At 75.1% G+C, this 16,776-nt stretch carries 18 protein-coding genes; 1 reads left to right on the top strand and 17 read right to left on the bottom strand.

The genetic code is table 11. From position 1 onward, the window contains the following. Nucleotides 1-55: 55 nt before the first annotated feature. Entirely contained in the window at nt 56-640 is a 585-nt protein-coding gene (gene pyrR, locus ACI79G_RS03605) for a bifunctional pyr operon transcriptional regulator/uracil phosphoribosyltransferase PyrR (RefSeq protein WP_456879779.1), read from the bottom strand. A 218-nt stretch (nt 641-858) separates the two neighbouring features. On the opposite strand from pyrR, the gene bldD reads away from it, so the two are divergent. Further along, nucleotides 859-1,410, top strand: a complete 552-nt coding sequence (gene bldD / locus ACI79G_RS03600; protein WP_091217936.1) for a transcriptional regulator BldD — start codon at nt 859-861, stop codon at nt 1,408-1,410. Nucleotides 1,411-1,579: 169 nt separating this feature from the next. On the opposite strand, the gene ACI79G_RS03595 is transcribed toward bldD, so the two are convergent. The 16 genes from ACI79G_RS03595 to ACI79G_RS03520 form a co-directional block, all read right to left on the bottom strand. Further along, a complete protein-coding gene (locus ACI79G_RS03595; RefSeq protein WP_456879778.1) occupies nt 1,580-1,861 on the bottom strand; it encodes a hypothetical protein in 282 nt (93 codons plus the stop codon). A 317-nt stretch (nt 1,862-2,178) separates the two neighbouring features. After that, nucleotides 2,179-2,586, bottom strand: a complete 408-nt coding sequence (gene nusB / locus ACI79G_RS03590) for a transcription antitermination factor NusB (protein WP_456879777.1) — start codon at nt 2,584-2,586, stop codon at nt 2,179-2,181. 10 nt (nt 2,587-2,596) lie between these two features. Next, complete coding sequence (gene efp, locus ACI79G_RS03585; protein WP_091217941.1) at nt 2,597-3,157, bottom strand: elongation factor P; 561 nt, start codon at nt 3,155-3,157, stop codon at nt 2,597-2,599. Then, entirely contained in the window at nt 3,158-4,273 is a 1,116-nt protein-coding gene (locus tag ACI79G_RS03580; RefSeq protein ID WP_456879776.1) for a M24 family metallopeptidase, read from the bottom strand. A 189-nt stretch (nt 4,274-4,462) separates the two neighbouring features. Further along, nucleotides 4,463-4,897, bottom strand: coding sequence for a type II 3-dehydroquinate dehydratase (gene aroQ / locus ACI79G_RS03575; RefSeq protein WP_456879775.1), 435 nt, complete (start codon nt 4,895-4,897; stop codon nt 4,463-4,465). Between the two features lie 73 nt (nt 4,898-4,970). Continuing rightward, the gene (aroB, locus tag ACI79G_RS03570) at nt 4,971-6,023 is read right to left on the bottom strand and encodes a 3-dehydroquinate synthase (protein WP_456879774.1); all 1,053 of its coding nucleotides are present in this window, start codon (nt 6,021-6,023) and stop codon (nt 4,971-4,973) included. Nucleotides 6,024-6,052: 29 nt separating this feature from the next. Next, nucleotides 6,053-6,613 carry a shikimate kinase gene (locus ACI79G_RS03565; RefSeq protein WP_456879773.1) on the bottom strand — a complete coding sequence of 187 codons (561 nt, stop codon included), beginning with the start codon at nt 6,611-6,613 and terminating at the stop codon, nt 6,053-6,055. A 32-nt stretch (nt 6,614-6,645) separates the two neighbouring features. Next, entirely contained in the window at nt 6,646-7,839 is a 1,194-nt protein-coding gene (gene aroC, locus ACI79G_RS03560) for a chorismate synthase (RefSeq protein WP_456879772.1), read from the bottom strand. Nucleotides 7,840-7,920: 81 nt separating this feature from the next. Beyond that, nucleotides 7,921-8,595 carry a prepilin peptidase gene (locus tag ACI79G_RS03555; RefSeq protein ID WP_456879771.1) on the bottom strand — a complete coding sequence of 225 codons (675 nt, stop codon included), beginning with the start codon at nt 8,593-8,595 and terminating at the stop codon, nt 7,921-7,923. A 5-nt stretch (nt 8,596-8,600) separates the two neighbouring features. Then, a complete protein-coding gene (locus tag ACI79G_RS03550; RefSeq protein WP_456879770.1) occupies nt 8,601-9,431 on the bottom strand; it encodes a shikimate dehydrogenase in 831 nt (276 codons plus the stop codon). Continuing rightward, nucleotides 9,424-11,058, bottom strand: coding sequence for an endolytic transglycosylase MltG (gene mltG, locus ACI79G_RS03545; RefSeq protein WP_456879769.1), 1,635 nt, complete (start codon nt 11,056-11,058; stop codon nt 9,424-9,426). The genes ACI79G_RS03550 and mltG overlap by 8 nt, the downstream gene beginning before the upstream one ends. After that, a complete protein-coding gene (ruvX, locus tag ACI79G_RS03540; RefSeq protein ID WP_456879768.1) occupies nt 11,055-11,606 on the bottom strand; it encodes a Holliday junction resolvase RuvX in 552 nt (183 codons plus the stop codon). The genes mltG and ruvX overlap by 4 nt, the downstream gene beginning before the upstream one ends. Before the next feature lie 122 nt (nt 11,607-11,728). Then, entirely contained in the window at nt 11,729-14,434 is a 2,706-nt protein-coding gene (gene alaS / locus ACI79G_RS03535; RefSeq protein ID WP_456879767.1) for an alanine--tRNA ligase, read from the bottom strand. 62 nt (nt 14,435-14,496) lie between these two features. Continuing rightward, nucleotides 14,497-14,775 carry a hypothetical protein gene (locus ACI79G_RS03530; protein WP_456879765.1) on the bottom strand — a complete coding sequence of 93 codons (279 nt, stop codon included), beginning with the start codon at nt 14,773-14,775 and terminating at the stop codon, nt 14,497-14,499. Further along, the gene (locus ACI79G_RS03525) at nt 14,775-15,302 is read right to left on the bottom strand and encodes a DUF948 domain-containing protein (RefSeq protein WP_456879763.1); all 528 of its coding nucleotides are present in this window, start codon (nt 15,300-15,302) and stop codon (nt 14,775-14,777) included. Before ACI79G_RS03525 ends, ACI79G_RS03530 begins: the two co-directional genes overlap by 1 nt. 72 nt (nt 15,303-15,374) lie before the next feature. After that, the gene (locus ACI79G_RS03520) at nt 15,375-16,757 is read right to left on the bottom strand and encodes a replication-associated recombination protein A (RefSeq protein ID WP_456879761.1); all 1,383 of its coding nucleotides are present in this window, start codon (nt 16,755-16,757) and stop codon (nt 15,375-15,377) included. Nucleotides 16,758-16,776: the final 19 nt, after the last annotated feature.

Raw genomic sequence — 16,776 nt, 5'->3', positions numbered from 1 at the left:
CGGTCGCTCCGCTCCGCGCTCGCAGGGCTCGCTGCGATGCCCGCTCCCCGTCGCCTCACTGCTCCCCCTCCGTCACGACGACCTCGTCCACGCCGTCGACCTCGGCCAGCCGGACCCGCACCGACTGGCTGCGCGAGGTCGGCAGGTTCTTGCCCACGTAGTCGGCGCGGATGGGCAACTCGCGGTGGCCGCGGTCGACCAGCACCGCGAGCTGCACCGCGCGCGGGCGGCCGAGGTCGCGCAGCGCGTCCAGCGCCGCCCGCACGGACCGGCCGGAGTACAGGACGTCGTCCACCAGGACGACGAGGCGGCCGTCGATGCCGCCCTCGGGGAGCACGGTCTCCTCCAGCGCGCGGACGCCGCGCATCCGCAGGTCGTCGCGGTAGAGCGTGATGTCGACGGTGCCGACGTCGACCGGGAACCCGGAGAACGCCTCCACACGGGCGGCCAGCCGGCGGGCCAGCGGGGCGCCGCGGGTGGGGATGCCGACGAGGACGACGTCGGCGCGGCCGTCGTCCCCCGCGCACTTCTCGATGAGCTGGTGGGCCATCCGGTCGACCACGCGGGTCACGTCGGCGGCGGAGAGCACTGCGGACGGCGACGGTGCACCGCCGTGGGCATGCTCGGTCGTGCGGGCCATCAGGCCTCCTTCCCCGCCTCACGGGACGGGTCGTTAAAGGAGTGGTCGGACCGGCATCGACCGTACTGCACGCGGCGATGTGACCCGCGACGCGCCGGGCGCGGGCATGATCGGGCCCCTTCTGACCCGGAGGAGTGTCCCGGTGTCGGTGGACCCGCTCGACCAGTACGCTCCGTGACGACAACCCGCCCCCGACGACGGACAGTGAGCAGGAAGCGATGAGCACCGACTACTCACGGGCCCTCGGTGCCCGGCTCCGCGCCATCCGCAACCAGCAAGGCCTCTCGCTCCAGGGAGTCGAGGACAAGTCGCACGGCCGCTGGAAGGCGGTGGTCGTGGGCTCCTACGAGCGCGGCGACCGTGCGGTGACCGTGCAGCGGCTCTCGGAGCTGGCGGTCTTCTACGGGGTCCCGGTCTCCGAGCTGTTGCCCGACCCGCGGCCCAGCTCGGCGGTCACCTCGACGACGAAGATCGTGCTGAACCTCGAGTCGCTGGGCTCGTTGCCCGCGGACGAGGCCGGCCCGCTGGCCCGGTACGCCTCGACCATCCAGGCGCAGCGCCACGACTACAACGGCAAGGTCCTCTCGATCCGCGCCGAGGACCTCAAGTCGCTGGCGATCATCTACGACATGAGCCCCGACGAGCTGACCAGCCGGCTCATCGAGTGGGGCGTCCTCTCCCCCGGCATGGAGAGCGTCGTCGGCTTCGGCGGCGACGAGGACGAGGACGAGGTCAACCCGAACTGGGAGCGCCGCCGCACCCCGCGCTGACGGAGGACCCGTCTCCTCACCGCTCGCCCCTCGCGGCGAGCCTCGGGACGGGGCAGGACGCCGAGGGCCCACTCCGACGTCGGGGTGGGCCCTCGGCGTCCGGGGCTGCTGCCCATCCCACACCCCGGGGACGCCGCACCACCCGCTGCGGGCCCTCGTCCGGCGGGCGTCACCCCCACCGGAGGACGACGGGCGCCGCCGGGTCGGTGTCGTCGACGACGACGTCCGCCGTGGGGGCCGGGTCGACCTCCCTGCGGCAGAGCGCCTGGCCGGGCAGGTGGCGGTGCCGGCGCTCGATCTCCGCACCCATCAGTGCGCGGTCGCGGACCGCCGCCCGATGCAGCGTCTCCGCCGCGGGCACGTGCAGGTGGACCGAGAGGTGCCAGCGACTCTGCAGCTCGGGGCGGTGCAGGAAGACGCCGTCGGCAACCAGGACGGCCTGCTCCGGCACCGGCAGGCCCCGAGGGACGCCGCACCGGGAACGAAGGGCCGCAGCCGGTCGGCCACGAACGCCACCAGGTCGGAGGAGTCCTGGTAGCAGCCCTCCGGCGAGAGCTCTCCCCGCGCGTACCGGACGTCGCGCGCAGCCGGGAAGTCGTCGATCGACACCCGGAGGACCGGACCGGACCGGGCAGGCGTGCGGCGAGACGATCGGCCGGCGTGGTCCTCCCCGCGGCGTCCGGGCCGTCGATGCCGACGAGCACGCGGGCCGCGCCCCGTCCCGAGGCTCGCCGCGAGCATGCGAGCGGTGAGGAGGACGGGGTCCTCTCAGCTGGTCGGGACCTCGGCGTCGAGGATCGCGCCCAGGACGCCGTTGACGTAGGGCGGCGAGTCGTCGGTCGACAGCGTCCGGGCCAGCTCGACGGCCTCGTCGATGACGACGGGGTCGGGCACGTCGTCGACCCACAGCAGCTCGAAGACCGCCATGCGCAGGATCGCGCGGTCGACGTCGGGCAGCCGGTCGATCGACCAGCCGTGCGCGTGCCGGTCGATCAGCTCGTCGATGCGGTCGGCGTGCTCGGCCACCCCCTCGACCAGCCGGACGGCGTGGTCGGGGATGGGCGGCGAGGCGAGCGCCACCCGCTCGCGGAGCAGCTCCAGCGGGTCGCTGCCTCGGACGTCGGCCTCGTAGAGGACGTCGACGGCACGCTTGCGCGCCTTGCTGCGGGCAGCCATGTGAGCGGCGTCAGTTGGCCCGGCCGAGGTACCGGCCGTCGCGGGTGTCGACCTTGAGCCTGTCGCCGGTGTTGACGAACAGCGGGACCTGGATCTGCGCGCCGGTCTCCAGGGTGGCCGGCTTGGTGCCGCCGGTGGAGCGATCGCCCTGCAGGCCCGGGTCGGTGTGCTGCACGACCAGCTCCAGGGTCACCGGGAGCTCGACGTAGAGCGGGGTGCCCTCGTGGACGGCGACGACGACCTCGGTGTTCTCCAGCAGGTAGTCCGCGCCGCCGCCGACGGTCTCGGCCGGGACGTGGATCTGGTCGTACGTCTCGCCGTCCATGAAGACGAAGTCGGTGCCGTCCTTGTACAGGTACGTCATGCTCCGCTTGTCGACGGTGGCGGTGTCGACCTTGGTGCCGGCGTTGAAGGTCCTGTCGACGACCTTGCCCGAGAGCACGTTCTTCAGCGTGGTGCGGACGAACGCGCCGCCCTTGCCCGGCTTGACGTGCTGGAACTCGGTGACGGTCCAGAGCTGGCCGTCGAGGTTGAGGACCATGCCGTTCTTGAGGTCGTTGGTGGTAGCCATCTAGAGGACCAGCAGTTCCTTGCTCGTGAGGGTCAACAACTCGGGCTCGTCGTCCGTGACGATCAGCGTGTCCTCGATCCGGACACCGCCGTGGCCGGGCAGGTAGACCCCCGGCTCCACGGTGACGGCCATGCCGGCGGCCAGCCTACCCGCGCCCAGCTGGCCGATGCCCGGTGCCTCGTGGATCTCCAGCCCCACCCCGTGGCCCAGGCCGTGGGTGAAGTGCTCGGCGTGGCCGGCGGCGGCGATGACGTCGCGGGCGGCGGAGTCGACGGCCACCACGTCGGCGCCCACGGCCAGCGCGGCCCGGCCCGCCGCCTGCGCGGCCGCGACGAGCTCGTAGACCTCGCGCTGCCAGTCGGCTACCTCCCCGAGCACCACCGTGCGGGTCATGTCGGAGTGGTACCCGTCGACGGTCGCGCCGAAGTCCAGCTTGAGGAAGTCGCCCGGCCGCAGCTCGGTGCTGTCGGGCCGGTGGTGCGGGATGGCGGAGTTCGCGCCGGTGGCCACGATCGTCTCGAAGGACGGCGCCTCGGCGCCCATCGACAGCATGCGGGCGTCGAGCTCGCGGCCGACCTGCCGCTCGGTGCGCCCGGGCCGCAGCGCGCCTTCGGCGGCCAGCTCGGCCAGCGCCGCGTCGGCGACCGCGCAGGCCCGGCGCAGCGCGTCGACCTCGTCGTCGTCCTTGACGGCGCGCAACGCCTCCACGGCGCGCCGCACGCTGGCCAGCTCCGGCACCGTGCCGCCGGCGGCGGCGTCGGCGAGCACCGACTCCAGCGCGCGCAGCCCGTCGACGGTCAGGTGGTGGCTCTCGTAGCCGATGCGCCGGGCGGGCGGGCCACCTGATCGAGGCAGCACGGCCTCACGGGCGAGGGCGGAGACGGTGGCGCGGTCGACCAGCAGCTCGACGTCGGGCACCTGGGTGCCGGCCTGGGTCGTGTAGCGACCGTCGGTGCCGAAGACGTCGGCGCCGTCGGTGCGCAGCAGCAGCGCGCCGTTCGAGCCGGTGAAGCCGGTCAGGTACCGCACGTTGAGCAGCTCGGTCACCAGGACGGCGTCCAGCCCGCGCTCGGCCGCCGTCGCCCGCAGCCGCTCCCTCCGCTCGGCGTACCTCACGACGTCCCCCGTTCGCCTCCGCGGTCGCTCCGCTCCTCGCTCAACAGCACCGGTCGCCTCCGCGGTCGCTCCGCTCCTCGCTCGCAGAGCTCGCTGCGATGCTCACTCCCTGTCGGCTCCGTGACCTCGCTGCGATGCTCACTCCCTGTCGGCTCCGTGACCTCGCTGCGGTGCTCACTCCCTGTCGTCTCACGCGACCCCCTGCGCGGCCAGCCAGCGCAGCGCCAGGACGTAGCCCTGCACGCCCAGCCCGGCGATCACCCCGTCGGCGACCGCCGAGACGTAGGAGTGGTGCCGGAACTCCTCGCGCTTGTGGATGTTGCTGATGTGCACCTCGACCAGCGGGGCGGTCAGCATCGCCAGCGCGTCGCGCAGCACCACCGAGGTGTGCGACCACCCGCCCGGGTTGAGCACCACCGGGTCCCCGGCGTCGGCCGCGGCGTGCACCCAGCGCAGCAGCTCGCCCTCGTCGTCGGTCTGCCGGACCCGCACCTCCAGGCCCAGCTCGTCGCCCGTGGCCGCGATCAGCTCGACCAGCTCCGCGTGGGTCGTCGTCCCGTACTTCTCCGGCTCGCGCGTGCCGAGACGGCCGATGTTGGCGCCGTTGAACACCTGGATCGTCACGTCGTCTCCTCGCTGGCGCTCATCGCCGCCGTGCCGAAACGTGCTCCGTCCCTGCGTGACCTCGCGAGCTCGGTCACGTGGGCACTCCTCCACCGACGGCCGCCCACGCGGCGTCGAGCCAGGCCTGGTCGGGGTCGGCGAGGATGCGCGGGTTGCCGATGCCGTCCAGGACGACGAACCGCAGCGAGGTGCCGCGGGCCTTCTTGTCCACGCGCATGACCGACTGGATGCGCTCCCAGTCCCCGGCGTAACGGGTGGGCAGCCCCATCGCGGCGACCAGCCGGGCGTGCCGGTCGACCTCGGCGCGGGTCAGCAGCCCCGCCTGGCCGGCCAGCTCGGCGGCGAAGACCAGCCCGACGGCGACCGCCTCGCCGTGCCGCCAGCCGAAGTCCTCCACCCGCTCGATGGCGTGGGCCAGCGTGTGCCCGTAGTTGAGGAACTCGCGCACGCCGGTGTCGTAGAGGTCCTCCCCCACCGCGTCGGCCTTGACCCGCACCGCGCGCTCGATGAGCTCCGCGGTGTCGCGGCGGCCGGTCGGGTCGGCCTCGAGCAGGTCGAGGAGGGCGGGATCGGCGATGAAGCCGCACTTGACCACCTCTGCCATCCCGGCGCGGAACTCCGCCTCGGGCAGTCCCGCGAGGACGTCGGTGTCAGCGAGCACGGCCACCGGCGGGTGGAACGCGCCGACGAGGTTCTTGCCCGCGCCGGTGTTGATGCCGGTCTTGCCGCCGAGCGCGGCGTCCACCATGCCGAGCACGCTGGTGGGCACCTGGACGACGCGCACGCCGCGGGTCCAGGTCGCGGCCACGAACCCGGCGAGGTCGGTGACCGCACCCCCGCCCACGCCGACGACGGCGTCGGACCGGGTCAGGCCCAGCCGGCCGAGCTCCTCCCACACGCCCGCGGCGACCGTGGCGGTCTTTGCCGCCTCCCCGTCGGGGACGACGACGGCCTCCGCGGCCACCCCGGCGGTCTGCAGCGTCTCGATCAGCCCGCCGGCCAGCCCGGCCAGCGGCGGCGCGTGGACGACGGCGGCGCGGGCGGTGCCGTCGAGCACCAGCCCCAGCTCGTGCTGGGCGCCGGGCCCGATGACCACGTCGTAGGGCCGCTCGCCCGGGACCGTCACCCGCCTGCGCGTCGCCGGTCCGCTCCCGCTCACGGTGTGGCCCGCACGGGGACCGCGGCCGCCACCTCGTCGACGACCTCACCGGGCGCGCGCCCGCCGGTGGCCACGGTGACGGTGGCGACCTCGGCGTACAGCGGCGCCCGCGCGGCGAGCAGGGTGCGCAGCGTGGCCCGCGGGTTGAGGCCGAGCACCGGGCGGGTGCGGCCCAGCCCCACCCGCTGGGCGGCCGAGGCCAGGTCGACGTCGAGCCAGACGACGGTGCCGCCGGCGCGGGTGTAGCCGGTCAGCCGCTCGCGCGTGACCGCGCTGAGCACCGCACCGCCACCGAGCGCCAGGATCCCGTCGTGCTCCTCGAGCGCGACCGCGACGGCCTGCTCCTCCAGCGCTCGGAAGTGCGCCTCGCCGAGGTCGACGAACAGGTCGGCGACCCGCTGGCCGGTGCCGGCCTCGACGTCGGCATCGGTGTCGCGGAAGGCGATCCCGAGCCGGTCGGCCAGCGCGGTGCCGACGGTGGTCTTGCCCGACGACGGCGGCCCGACCAGGACCAGCAGCGGACGGCGCACCCCGCCCGGTGGACCCCCGGTGCTCATCGGGTGGGCGGGGGTCCCGGGCCCGGCGGGGGTCATCGGATCGTCAGCGCGTCGAGGTAGGCGCGCGCGTTCCGGCGGGTCTCGGTCAGCGAGTCGCCGCCGAACTTCTCCAGCGCGGCGTCGGCCAGCACCAGCGCCACCATGGCCTCCATCACGACGGCGCCGCGGGGCACCGCACAGGCGTCGCTGCGCTGGTTGATGGCCACGGCCGGCTCACCGGTGGCGACGTCGACGGTGGCCAGTGCCCGCGGCACCGTCGAGATCGGCTTCATCGCGGCGCGCACCCGCAGCACCTCGCCGTTGGTCATGCCGCCCTCGATGCCGCCGGCGCGGTCCGACAGCCGCCGGATGCGGGCCGCGCCGTCGCCACCAGGGGCCAGCACGATCTCGTCGTGGGCCACCGAGCCGCGGCGGCGCGCGGTCTCCAGCCCGTCACCGACCTCGACGGCCTTGACCGACTGCACGCCCATGAGCGCGGCGGCCAGCCGGGAGTCCAGCCGGCGGTCCCAGTGCACGTGGCTGCCCAGACCCGGCGGCAGGCCGTGCACGACCACCTCGACGACCCCGCCGAGGGTGTCGCCGTTCTTCCGGGCGTCGTCGACCTCGGCGACCATGAGCGCGCTGGTCCCCGGGTCGGCGCAGCGCACCGGGTCCTCGTCGACGCGGGGGTTGTCGTGGGGACCGGGCACCACGCCGTCGGGGACGACGACCGGACCGATGCCGACCACGTGGCTGACCACCTCGACGTCGAGGGCCTGGCGCAGGAAGGCCCGCGCGATCGCGCCGAGGGCGACCCGGGCCGCGGTCTCCCGCGCGCTGGCCCGCTCGAGCACCGGCCGGGCGTCGTCGAAGCCGTACTTCTGCATGCCGGCCAGGTCGGCGTGACCCGGGCGCGGACGGGTGAGCGGTGCGTTGCGGGCCTGGCCGGCGAGCTCCTCGGGGTCGACCGGGTCGGCGGACATGACCGTCTGCCACTTCGGCCACTCGGTGTTGCCCACCTGGACGGCGATCGGCCCGCCCAGCGTCAGCCCGTGCCGGATCCCGCCGGTCAGCGAGACGACGTCCTGCTCGAAGGACATCCGGGCGCCGCGGCCGTGGCCGAGGCGGCGGCGGGCGAGGTCGAGGTCCAGGTCCGGCGTCGTGACCCGGACGCCGGCGGGCAGGCCCTCGAGGATGGCGGTGAGCTGCTGGCCGTGCGACTCACCGGCGGTCAGCCAGCGCAACATGACCGTGATTGTGCCAGTCGGCCGGCCCCGTCCCGGGTCCCACCCTGGGCCTGCGAAGGGTGGGGAGGACGGGGTCCTCTCTCAAGTCGGCAGCGCCTGACCCTGCAGCGCCAGGGCGAGTGCTGCGCCCACCAGCAGCGGCGGGCCGAACGGCAGCGCGGTGCGCCAGCCGGCCCGCCCGGCGGCGACCAGGGTCACCGACGCCGCGGCGCCGGCGACCAGGCCGAGGAGGACCCCGGCCAGCAGCGCACCCCAGCCCACCCAGCCCAGCACCAGGCCGAGCAGGCCCAGCAGCTTGACGTCGCCGAAGCCGAGCCCCCGCGGGGAGAGGACGGCGGCGCAGGCGGCCAGCCCGAACGCGGCCGCGCCGGCCAGCACGGCGCGCAGCAGCGCCGTCCAGGTGCCGAGCGCGAGGGCGTCGACCAGCAGCGCCGTGGCCACCGCCGCGTACGCCGGGACGGTCACCCGGTCCGGCAGCCGGTGGACGGCGAGGTCGACCTGCGCGAGCACCACCCCGGCTCCCCCGGCCCAGGCCAGCGCGACGGTGCCCGGCCGCACACCGGCGGCCAGCAGCGCGCCGGCCAGCGTCAGCGCGACCAGGACGACGGTCAGCGCGGTGCGCAGCGGCCCGGTCGGCGCCGCGTCGTCCTGCCCGGCCAGCCGGACCGACACCCGGGCCAGCCACGGTCCCAGGGTCAGCCCGCCGGCGAGGGCCAGGGCGGCGATCGTGCCGAGCGGGAGGTCCGCGGCGGGCACGCCGGTCAGCGGGAGCCGACGGCGGCGTCGAGCGCGCCGCGCATCGCCACGAGCGGCGCCGGCTGCCCGGTCATCAGCTCCACCTGGGCGGTGGCCTGCCAGAACAGCACCTCGAGGCCGCCCACGACGGTGCCGCCGGCCTCGCTGACCGCGGTCGCCAGCGGCGTCGGCCAGGGGTCGTAGAGGACGTCGAGGACGATCTGCTCCGCCGTCCAGGGCAGCCCCGCGACCGCCGGCTGGCCGCCGACCGGCACGGTGCTGACCACGACCTCGGCGTCGACGACGGCGGAGGCCAGCGAGACCACCGTCGTCGGGACGCCGAGGGTGGCGAGCACCCGCAGCAGGTCCCCGGCGCGACCCGGCTCGCGGACGACGACGTCGACGTGCGTGGCGCCCAGCGAGGCCAGCGCCACCGCCGCGGCCGCCGCCGTCCCCCCGGCGCCGACGATCGCGGCACGGTCCACCGAGGTGACCCCGGCCTGCTGCAGGGTGGTGCCGACGCCGAGGACGTCGGTGTTCTCCGCCCGCCAGCCCGCCTCGGTGCGCACCAGCGTGTTGGCCGCGTGCAGCAGGCGCGGCAGCGGCTCGACCACGTCGGCGACATCGGCCGCGGCCTGCTTGCACGGCATCGTCACCGAGAAGCCGCGCCACTCCTCGCCGAGCCCGGCCAGCAGCACCGGCAGGTCCTCCGCGCCGACGTCCAGGGCGTCGTAGCTCCAGTCGTCGAGGCCCAGCGCCGCGTAGGCGGCCCGGTGCAGCAGCGGGGACAGCGAGTGCCCCACCGGGCGGCCGAGGACGGCCGCCCGCCTGGATCCCGCAGCGGCCGCGTCAGCCACCGCAGCCGAGGCCCGCGGCGGCGCACCGTGCCCGCGCCGCCTGGAACTCCGCGTAGTCGGCGGTGAAGAAGTGACCGCCGTCGGCGTTGTCCAGCACGTAGTACAGGAGGTTCCCGGCGCTCGGCGCGAGCGCCGCCTCGAGGCTGGCCTCACCAGGGGAGCTGATCGGCGTCGGCGGCAGCCCGGCCCGGGTGCGGGTGTTGTACGGGCTGTCGGTCTGCAGGTCGGTGACGGTGAGGTCGTTGCCGTTCTTGCCCAGCCCGTAGGCCAGGGCGGCGTCGATGCCGAGCGGGATGCCCTGCCCGAGCCGGTTGTAGACGACCTGGGCGACGTCGGCCCGCTCCTCGTCCAGCCGAGTCTCCGACTGCACCATGGAGGCCACGGTGACGATCTCGGCCGGCGTCCGCCCGGCCGCGGCGGCGCGCTGCTCGAGCTGCAGCCGCTGGGCGGTCGAGGTGAACTGGCCGACCATCTGGCGCAGCATGTCGACCGGGGTGTCGTCGGGCTCGAACTCGTAGGTGGCCGGGAAGAGATAGCCCTCCAGCCGGCCGCCGGCGTACGCCGGGAGGCCCAGTGCGGCCGGGTCGGCGACCGCGGCCTCGAGCTCGGCGACCGGCCTGCCGGTCGCCTCGGCCAGCCGGTCGAGGACCGCCCGCACGGTGAAGCCCTCGGGGATCGTCACCCGCGAGACCATCCGGGAGGCCGGGTCCAGGAGCAGGTCCAGTGCGGCCGCGCCGCTCATCTGGGAGCGCAGCGCGTAGACGCCGGGCTGGATGCCGGTGGCGGCGGGCTCGGTCTCGGCGGCGTCGACGAAGGGGCCGGCCGAGGCGATGACGCCCTCGGCCACCAGGGTGCGGGCGATGTCGCTGAGGGTGTCGCCGGAGGAGACGCGCACCTCGACGGTGCCGCTGCCCTGCCCGGTGTAGTCCTCACCGCCCGGGTTGACCAGGCCGATCAGCGCCTTGCCGCCGTAGAAGATGCCGCCCACGAGGCCGGCGAGGACCAGCAGTGACAGGACGACGGCCAGCGGGTTGCGCCGGCGACGCGGGCGGCCCGAGCCACGCCCGCCGCCGGGCGGCTCGTCGGCGTGGTACTCGCCGGAGTCGTACTCGTCGGCGTGGTGCTCCCGCTCGGCGCGCCGGCCGCGGCGCCGGCGGCCGACGTCGTGGGTGCCGGAGGCGCCGAGCACCTCCAGCCCGCCGGTGGAGTCCGCGTCGTCCCACTCGGAGGGCTCGGCGGGGTGCACCGCGGTGTCGTCGGCGTCCGCGCCGGGGACGGCGGGAAAGGCACCCAGCCCGACCGTGGCGTCGTCGGTGGCGCCGTCGGGACGGCGGGAGAGCCGGGACCAGGCGCCCGCGGGCATCGGCGGCAGGTCGGGCAGCGGCTCGGAGGGGTGCGGGGGCCGCGGGTACTGCTGGTCGCCGGCGTGTGCGACCGGGCCGGGCAGCGGGCCGGTGCTGCGGTCCTCGACCCGGCGGCGGCGCGGAGCGGGGCCGGCGTGGTGGCCCTCGTCCCCGACCGGCGGCCGGCTGGGCATCGACGCCAGCCAGGCCGACGCGGCCACGCCGCTCGGGGACTCGGGAGAGGCGTGCCGACCCCGCCGCCCCAGCGGGGTCGGGTCGCTCACGAGCGCTCCCGCTGCGCGTCCAGATAGGCCTGGAGGATGACCACAGCCGCGGCCTGGTCGATCACCGGACGCTGGCGACGGCTGTCGAGACCGTTCGCCCGGAGGGAACTGGCTGCGGTCACGGTGGAGAGCCTTTCGTCGACGAGGTGCACGGGCACGGAGCCGATGCGCCCGGCGAGTGCCCGAGAGTAGGCACGCGCCTCCTTCGCCGACGCGCCCGACGCACCCGAGAGGTGCCTCGGCTCCCCCACGATCACCTCTGTCACCTCGTGTTCCGCGACGAGCGCGGCGATGCGGTCGAGGTCGGACTCGTCCCGCGCCCGCTGCACCGTCTCCAGCGGGCTGGCCAGCGTGCCGGTGGGGTCGGAGATCGCCACGCCGACGCGCACGCTGCCGACGTCGATGCCCAGCCGACGGCCCTGCCGCCGCTGCCGCGGCGGGATGGGCAGGCCGCCGGGCAGCCCGCCGGAGAGGTCGATCTGCGCCGTCTCGTGCCGCACCGGCGGGAAACCGGCGCGCAGGTCGATCTGCTCGGTCGCGTGGTGCACCGGCTCCTGCGGCCGGGCGGGTGGGGTGGCGCGCGGCCGCGACGGAGGGACGGCGGGCCGCCCCTGCATCGGGCGCTCGCCCGCCGGACCGGTCTGGTCGGGGTGCTGACTGGGCACTCCGCTCACCTCCCTGCGGCGGTCGCGACCGCCTGTTCGCCGGCCTGCAGGGCCGCTGGGATGCCCGCGGGGTCCGTACCGCCCCCCTGGGCCACGTCTGGCTTGCCCCCGCCACGTCCGCCGACCGGGGCCGCTGCCGCCCGCAGCACGTCGCTGGCGCTGAGCCCGCGCTCCTGAGCGGCCGGGTTGAGGGCCGCCACGAGAGCCACCTTGCCCCCCGACTCGGACGCGAGCAAGACCACCGCGGGACGGTCGGCGGGCAGCCGACCCCGGACGTCGAGGGCCAGTGTGCGCAGGTCGCCGCCGCCCAGTCCGCCCGGCGCGCCGGTGACCACCGAGACACCGCCGACGTCGCGCGCACCGGCGGCCAGCTCCCCGGCCGCGGCCAGGGTCCGCTGGGCCCGCAGCTCGGCGAGCTCCTTGTCGACGTCGCGCAGCCGGGCCAGCATGCCGCTGACCCGCTCGAGCACGTCGTCGGTCGGGGTCTTCAACAGCTCGCCGAGCTGCCGGACCAGGTCGCGCTCGCGGGCCAGGTAGCGGAAGCCCTCGAGGCCGACGACGGCCTCCACCCGGCGGGAGCCGGAGCCGACCGACGACTCGCCGGTCAGCGCCAGCGTGCCGATCTGGGCGCTGCCCTGCACGTGGGTGCCACCGCACAGCTCCCGGGACCACGGGCCGCCGATCTCCACGACGCGCACCTGCTCGCCGTAGGTCTCGCCGAACAGCGCCAGCGCACCGATGGCCTGGGCCTCGGGCAGCGTCATGTAGCTGGCCCTCACCCGGTGGTCGGCCCGGACGGCGGCGTTGGCGACGTCCTCGATGTCGTGCCGCTGCTGCGCCGACAGCGCGCCCTGCCAGGCGAAGTCCAGCCGCAGGTAGCCCGGGCGGTTGTAGGAGCCCGACTGCAGCGCCTGCGGACCGAGCACCTGGCGCAGCGCGGCGTGCACCACGTGGGTGCCCGAGTGCGCCTGGCAGGCCGACAGCCGCCACTCGCGGTCGACCTCGGCGGTCAGCTCGGCGCCCTCCCGGAGCTCGCCCTCGAGCACCCGCACCTGGTGGGCGACCAGGCCCTTGACCGGGCGCTGCACGTCGAGCACCTCGGCGCGGCCGCCGTCCCAGGTCAGGACGCCGGCGTCGGCGACCTGGCCGCCGGACTCGGCGTAGAACGGCGTGCGGTCGAGCACCACGCGGGTGATCCCGCCCGGACCGGCAGGGGTGCTCGGCGCGTCCTCCTCGGCGGCGAGCTCGGCGACCAGGCCCAGCACGCGGGAGTCGGTGCGCAGCGTCTCGTAGGCCCGCCAGTCCGTGGGGCCGTGCTCGGCCAGCAGCCGGCGGTAGGCCAGGACGTCGACCGAGCCGGTCTTCTTGGCGCGGGCGTCGGCGCGGGCCCGGTCGCGCTGCTGCTGCATGAGCGCGCGGAAGCCGGCCTCGTCGACGGTCACGCCCTGCTCGGCGGCCATCTCGAGGGTGACGTCGATCGGGAAGCCGTACGTGTCGTGCAGGGAGAACGCCTGCTCGCCGGAGAGAGCCGGCGTCCCCGCGGCCTTGGCCTCGCGGACGGCGGTGTCGAACAGCGCCGTCCCGGAGGCCAGCGTGCGGCGGAACGCCTCCTCCTCGGCGTAGGCGACGGCGGCGATGCGGGCGAAGTCGGCCTCGAGCTCCGGGTAGCTGGCCTTCATGGCGTCCCTCGACACCGGCAGCAGCTCGGGCAGGGTGGCCTCGTCGACGCCGAGCAGCTTCATCGAGCGGACCGCGCGGCGCAGCAGCCGGCGCAGGATGTAGCCGCGGCCCTCGTTGCCGGGGGTGACGCCGTCGCCGATGAGCATCAGGCTGCTGCGCACGTGGTCGGCCACGACCCGCAGCCGGACGTCGTCGTCGTGGCCTTCCCGCCCACCCGCGCCGTAGCGCACCCCGGCGATCTCGGCGGCCCGGTGCAGCACCGGGGCGACCTCGTCGATCTCGTAGAGGTTGTCGACGCCCTGCAGCAGGTAGGCCACCCGCTCCAGGCCCATGCCGGTGTCGATGTTCTTCTTCGGCAGCTCGCCGACGATCCGGAAGTCCTCCTTGCTCCGGACGTCGGTGAGCTCGTACTGCATGAAGACGAGGTTCCAGATCTCCAGGAACCGGTCACCGGCCGTGTCGACCAGCGGGCCGCCGTCGGGGCCGAACTGCGGGCCCCGGTCGAAGTAGATCTCGCTGCACGGGCCGCCCGGGCCGGGCTGGCCGGTGTGCCAGTAGTTGTCCTTCTTGCCCAGCCGCTGGATCCGCTCGACCGGCAGACCCGCGATCCGGTGCCACGCCTCGGCGGCCTCGTCGTCGTCCAGGTAGACGGTGACCCAGATCCGCTCCGGGTCGAAACCGAGCCCGCCGTCGTCGACCGAGCCGGTGACGAGGTCCCAGGCGTGCTGGATCGCCCCCTCCTTGAAGTAGTCACCGAAGGAGAAGTTGCCGTTCATCTGGAAGAACGTGCCGTGACGGGTGGTCTTGCCCACCTCCTCGATGTCGAGGGTGCGCACGCACTTCTGCACGCTGGTCGCCCGCGGGTAGGGCGCCGGCTCCCGGCCGGTCAGGTACGGGATGAACGGCACCATGCCGGCCACGGTGAACAGCAGGGACGGGTCCGGGGAGACCAGCGAGGCACTGGGGACGACGGTGTGCCCGCGGCTGGCGAAGTGCTCCAGGAAACGGCGGCGGATCTCGGCGGTCTGCATGTCCTACTCGGTCTGGGAGGCGCGGTCGGCCGGGGTGCGGCGGCCCGCGGGGAGGAGGTGGCTCAGCGGTCGGTGGCGTGCCGGCCGGGCAGCTGGGCCTGACCGGCCTCGGGCAGCGGCGCGTCCAGGCCGGTGCCGGCCCGCAGCTCGTGCTCCCGCTCGGCCATCGCCGCGCGCACGTCGGCACCGAAGTCGCCGATGGCGTCGGCCAGGTCGCGCAGGCCCTCGGCCACCGAGGCGCCGATGCCGGCCGGCGTCATCCGCTCGGCCGCGCGGGAGACCTTGCGGACGACGAGGGCGCCGATGGTGATGCCCATGGCGAGCCAGAACAGCCGGCGCATCAGGCGGCCCGCCGGGCGGCACGGCGCGCGCGGCGCTCGGCCTTGTCACGGGCGGCCGCGTCGGCGATCGCCTGGCCCTCGCGCTTCTTGCGGGCGGCGCTGCGCACCCCGTAGCTGAACGCGGCCACCTTGATCAGCGGGCTGCCCAGGGTGGCGGCGACGACGCTGCTGAGGGCGGCGACGTTGCTCGAGACGTTGGCGGCGTTGCCGGTGATGTCGTCGACCCGCTCGAGGTTGCTGTTGACGTGGGCGACCGTCGTCGACGCCTGGCTCAGGATCGGGCCGCTCTGCTCCCGCGTCTGCCGGATGGTCAGCGTCGCCTCGTCCAGCGTGCGACCCAGCTTGAGGATCGGGACGGCGAGCAGCACCACCAGCAGCACCAGCGCGAGCGCTGCGATCAGTCCGGCCCACTCTCCTGCGGACACCCGGTCCTCCTGGTTGTCGACGTCGTGCTCGGCGATGTGGTTGCTCGGCGTCCGGGCTCGCTCCGCCGGCGCCGCCGGCGGGCGTCGGCCCGGCGTGGTCACAGTAGTCGGGGGTCCCGACGCCCGTCCGTGCACCGCCGGTCGGTCAGCGGCCGCGCCGCACGATGGCCTCGGTCAGGCTCCGCGCCCCGGTCCGCTCCTCGCTCGTTCCTCGCTGCGATGCTCCCGGGGCTGTCGCCTGACGATCGCGCGCAGCTTGGCCAGCCGCGCCCCGATCGTCGCCTCGGCACCGCGGTTCGTGGGCCGGTAGTAGTCCTTGCCCACCAGGGCGTCCGGCGGGTACTGCTGCGGCACCACGCCGTCGGGGTGGGCGTGCGGGTAGACGTAGGTCCCCCCGTGGCCGAGCTTCTTCGCGCCCGCGTAGTGGGCGTCGCGCAGTCCCGGCGGCACCGGTCCGGCCAGCCCCGCGCGCACGTCGGCGACCGACTCGCCCATCGCCACGGTGACCGCGTTCGACTTGGGCGCCGTGGCCAGGTGGACGACGGCCTGCGCCAGCGGGAAGTGGCCCTCCGGCATGCCGATGAAGGCCACCGCGTCGGCGGCGGCGACGGCGGTCTGCAGCGCCGTCGGGTCGGCCATGCCGATGTCCTCGCTGGCGGAGATGACCAGCCGGCGCGCGATGAAGCGCGGGTCCTCCCCCGCCTCCACCATGCGCGCCAGGTAGTGCAGCGCCGCGTCGACGTCGCTGCCGCGGATGGACTTGATGAGCGCGCTGGCGACGTCGTAGTGCTGGTCGCCCTGCCGGTCGTAGCGCACCGCGGCCTGCGCCACCGCCGTCTCCAGGGTGGCGAGGTCGATCTCGGCGAGCCCGGCCGCCTGGGCCGCGCCGGCGCCGGACTCCAGGGCGGTGAGCGCCTTGCGCCCGTCACCGCCGGCGATGCGGACCAGGTGCTCCTCGGCCTCCGCGTGCAGCGTCACCGCGCCGTCGAGCCCGCGGTCGCTGGTGAGGGCGCGGCGCAGCAGCCTGCGGACGTCGTCGTCCGACAGCGGCTGCAGGGCCAGCACCAGGCTGCGCGACAGCAGCGGGCTGACCACGGAGAAGAACGGGTTCTCGGTGGTGGCCGCGATGAGGCTGACGATCCGGTCCTCGACCGCCGACAGCAGGCTGTCCTGCTGGGTCTTGGAGAAGCGGTGCACCTCGTCGATGAACAGCACGGTGCGCCGGCCGGCGTAGGTCAGCTCGCGCTTGGCGCCCGCGATGACCGCGCGGACCTCCTTGACGCCCGCGTCGAGGGCCGACAGCTGCACGAACTGCCGCTTGGTGGCCAGCGAGATGACGTGCGCGAGCGTCGTCTTGCCGGTGCCCGGCGGGCCGTAGAGGACCAGCGACATCGGCTCGTCGGCCTCGACCAGCCGGCGCAGCGGCGCGCGCGGGCCGAGCAGGTGGGACTGGCCGACGACCTCGTCCAGCGACCGCGGCCGCATGCGGACGGCGAGCGGGGCGCCCGGGTCGACGCCGGAGACCTCCGGCGCCGGGTCGTCGAACAGCGAACTCACGGGTGAGAACGCTACCCGC

It is taken from the genome of Geodermatophilus sp. SYSU D00779 (assembly GCF_054050595.1).
This window is presented reverse-complemented; position numbering and strand designations above follow the sequence as displayed.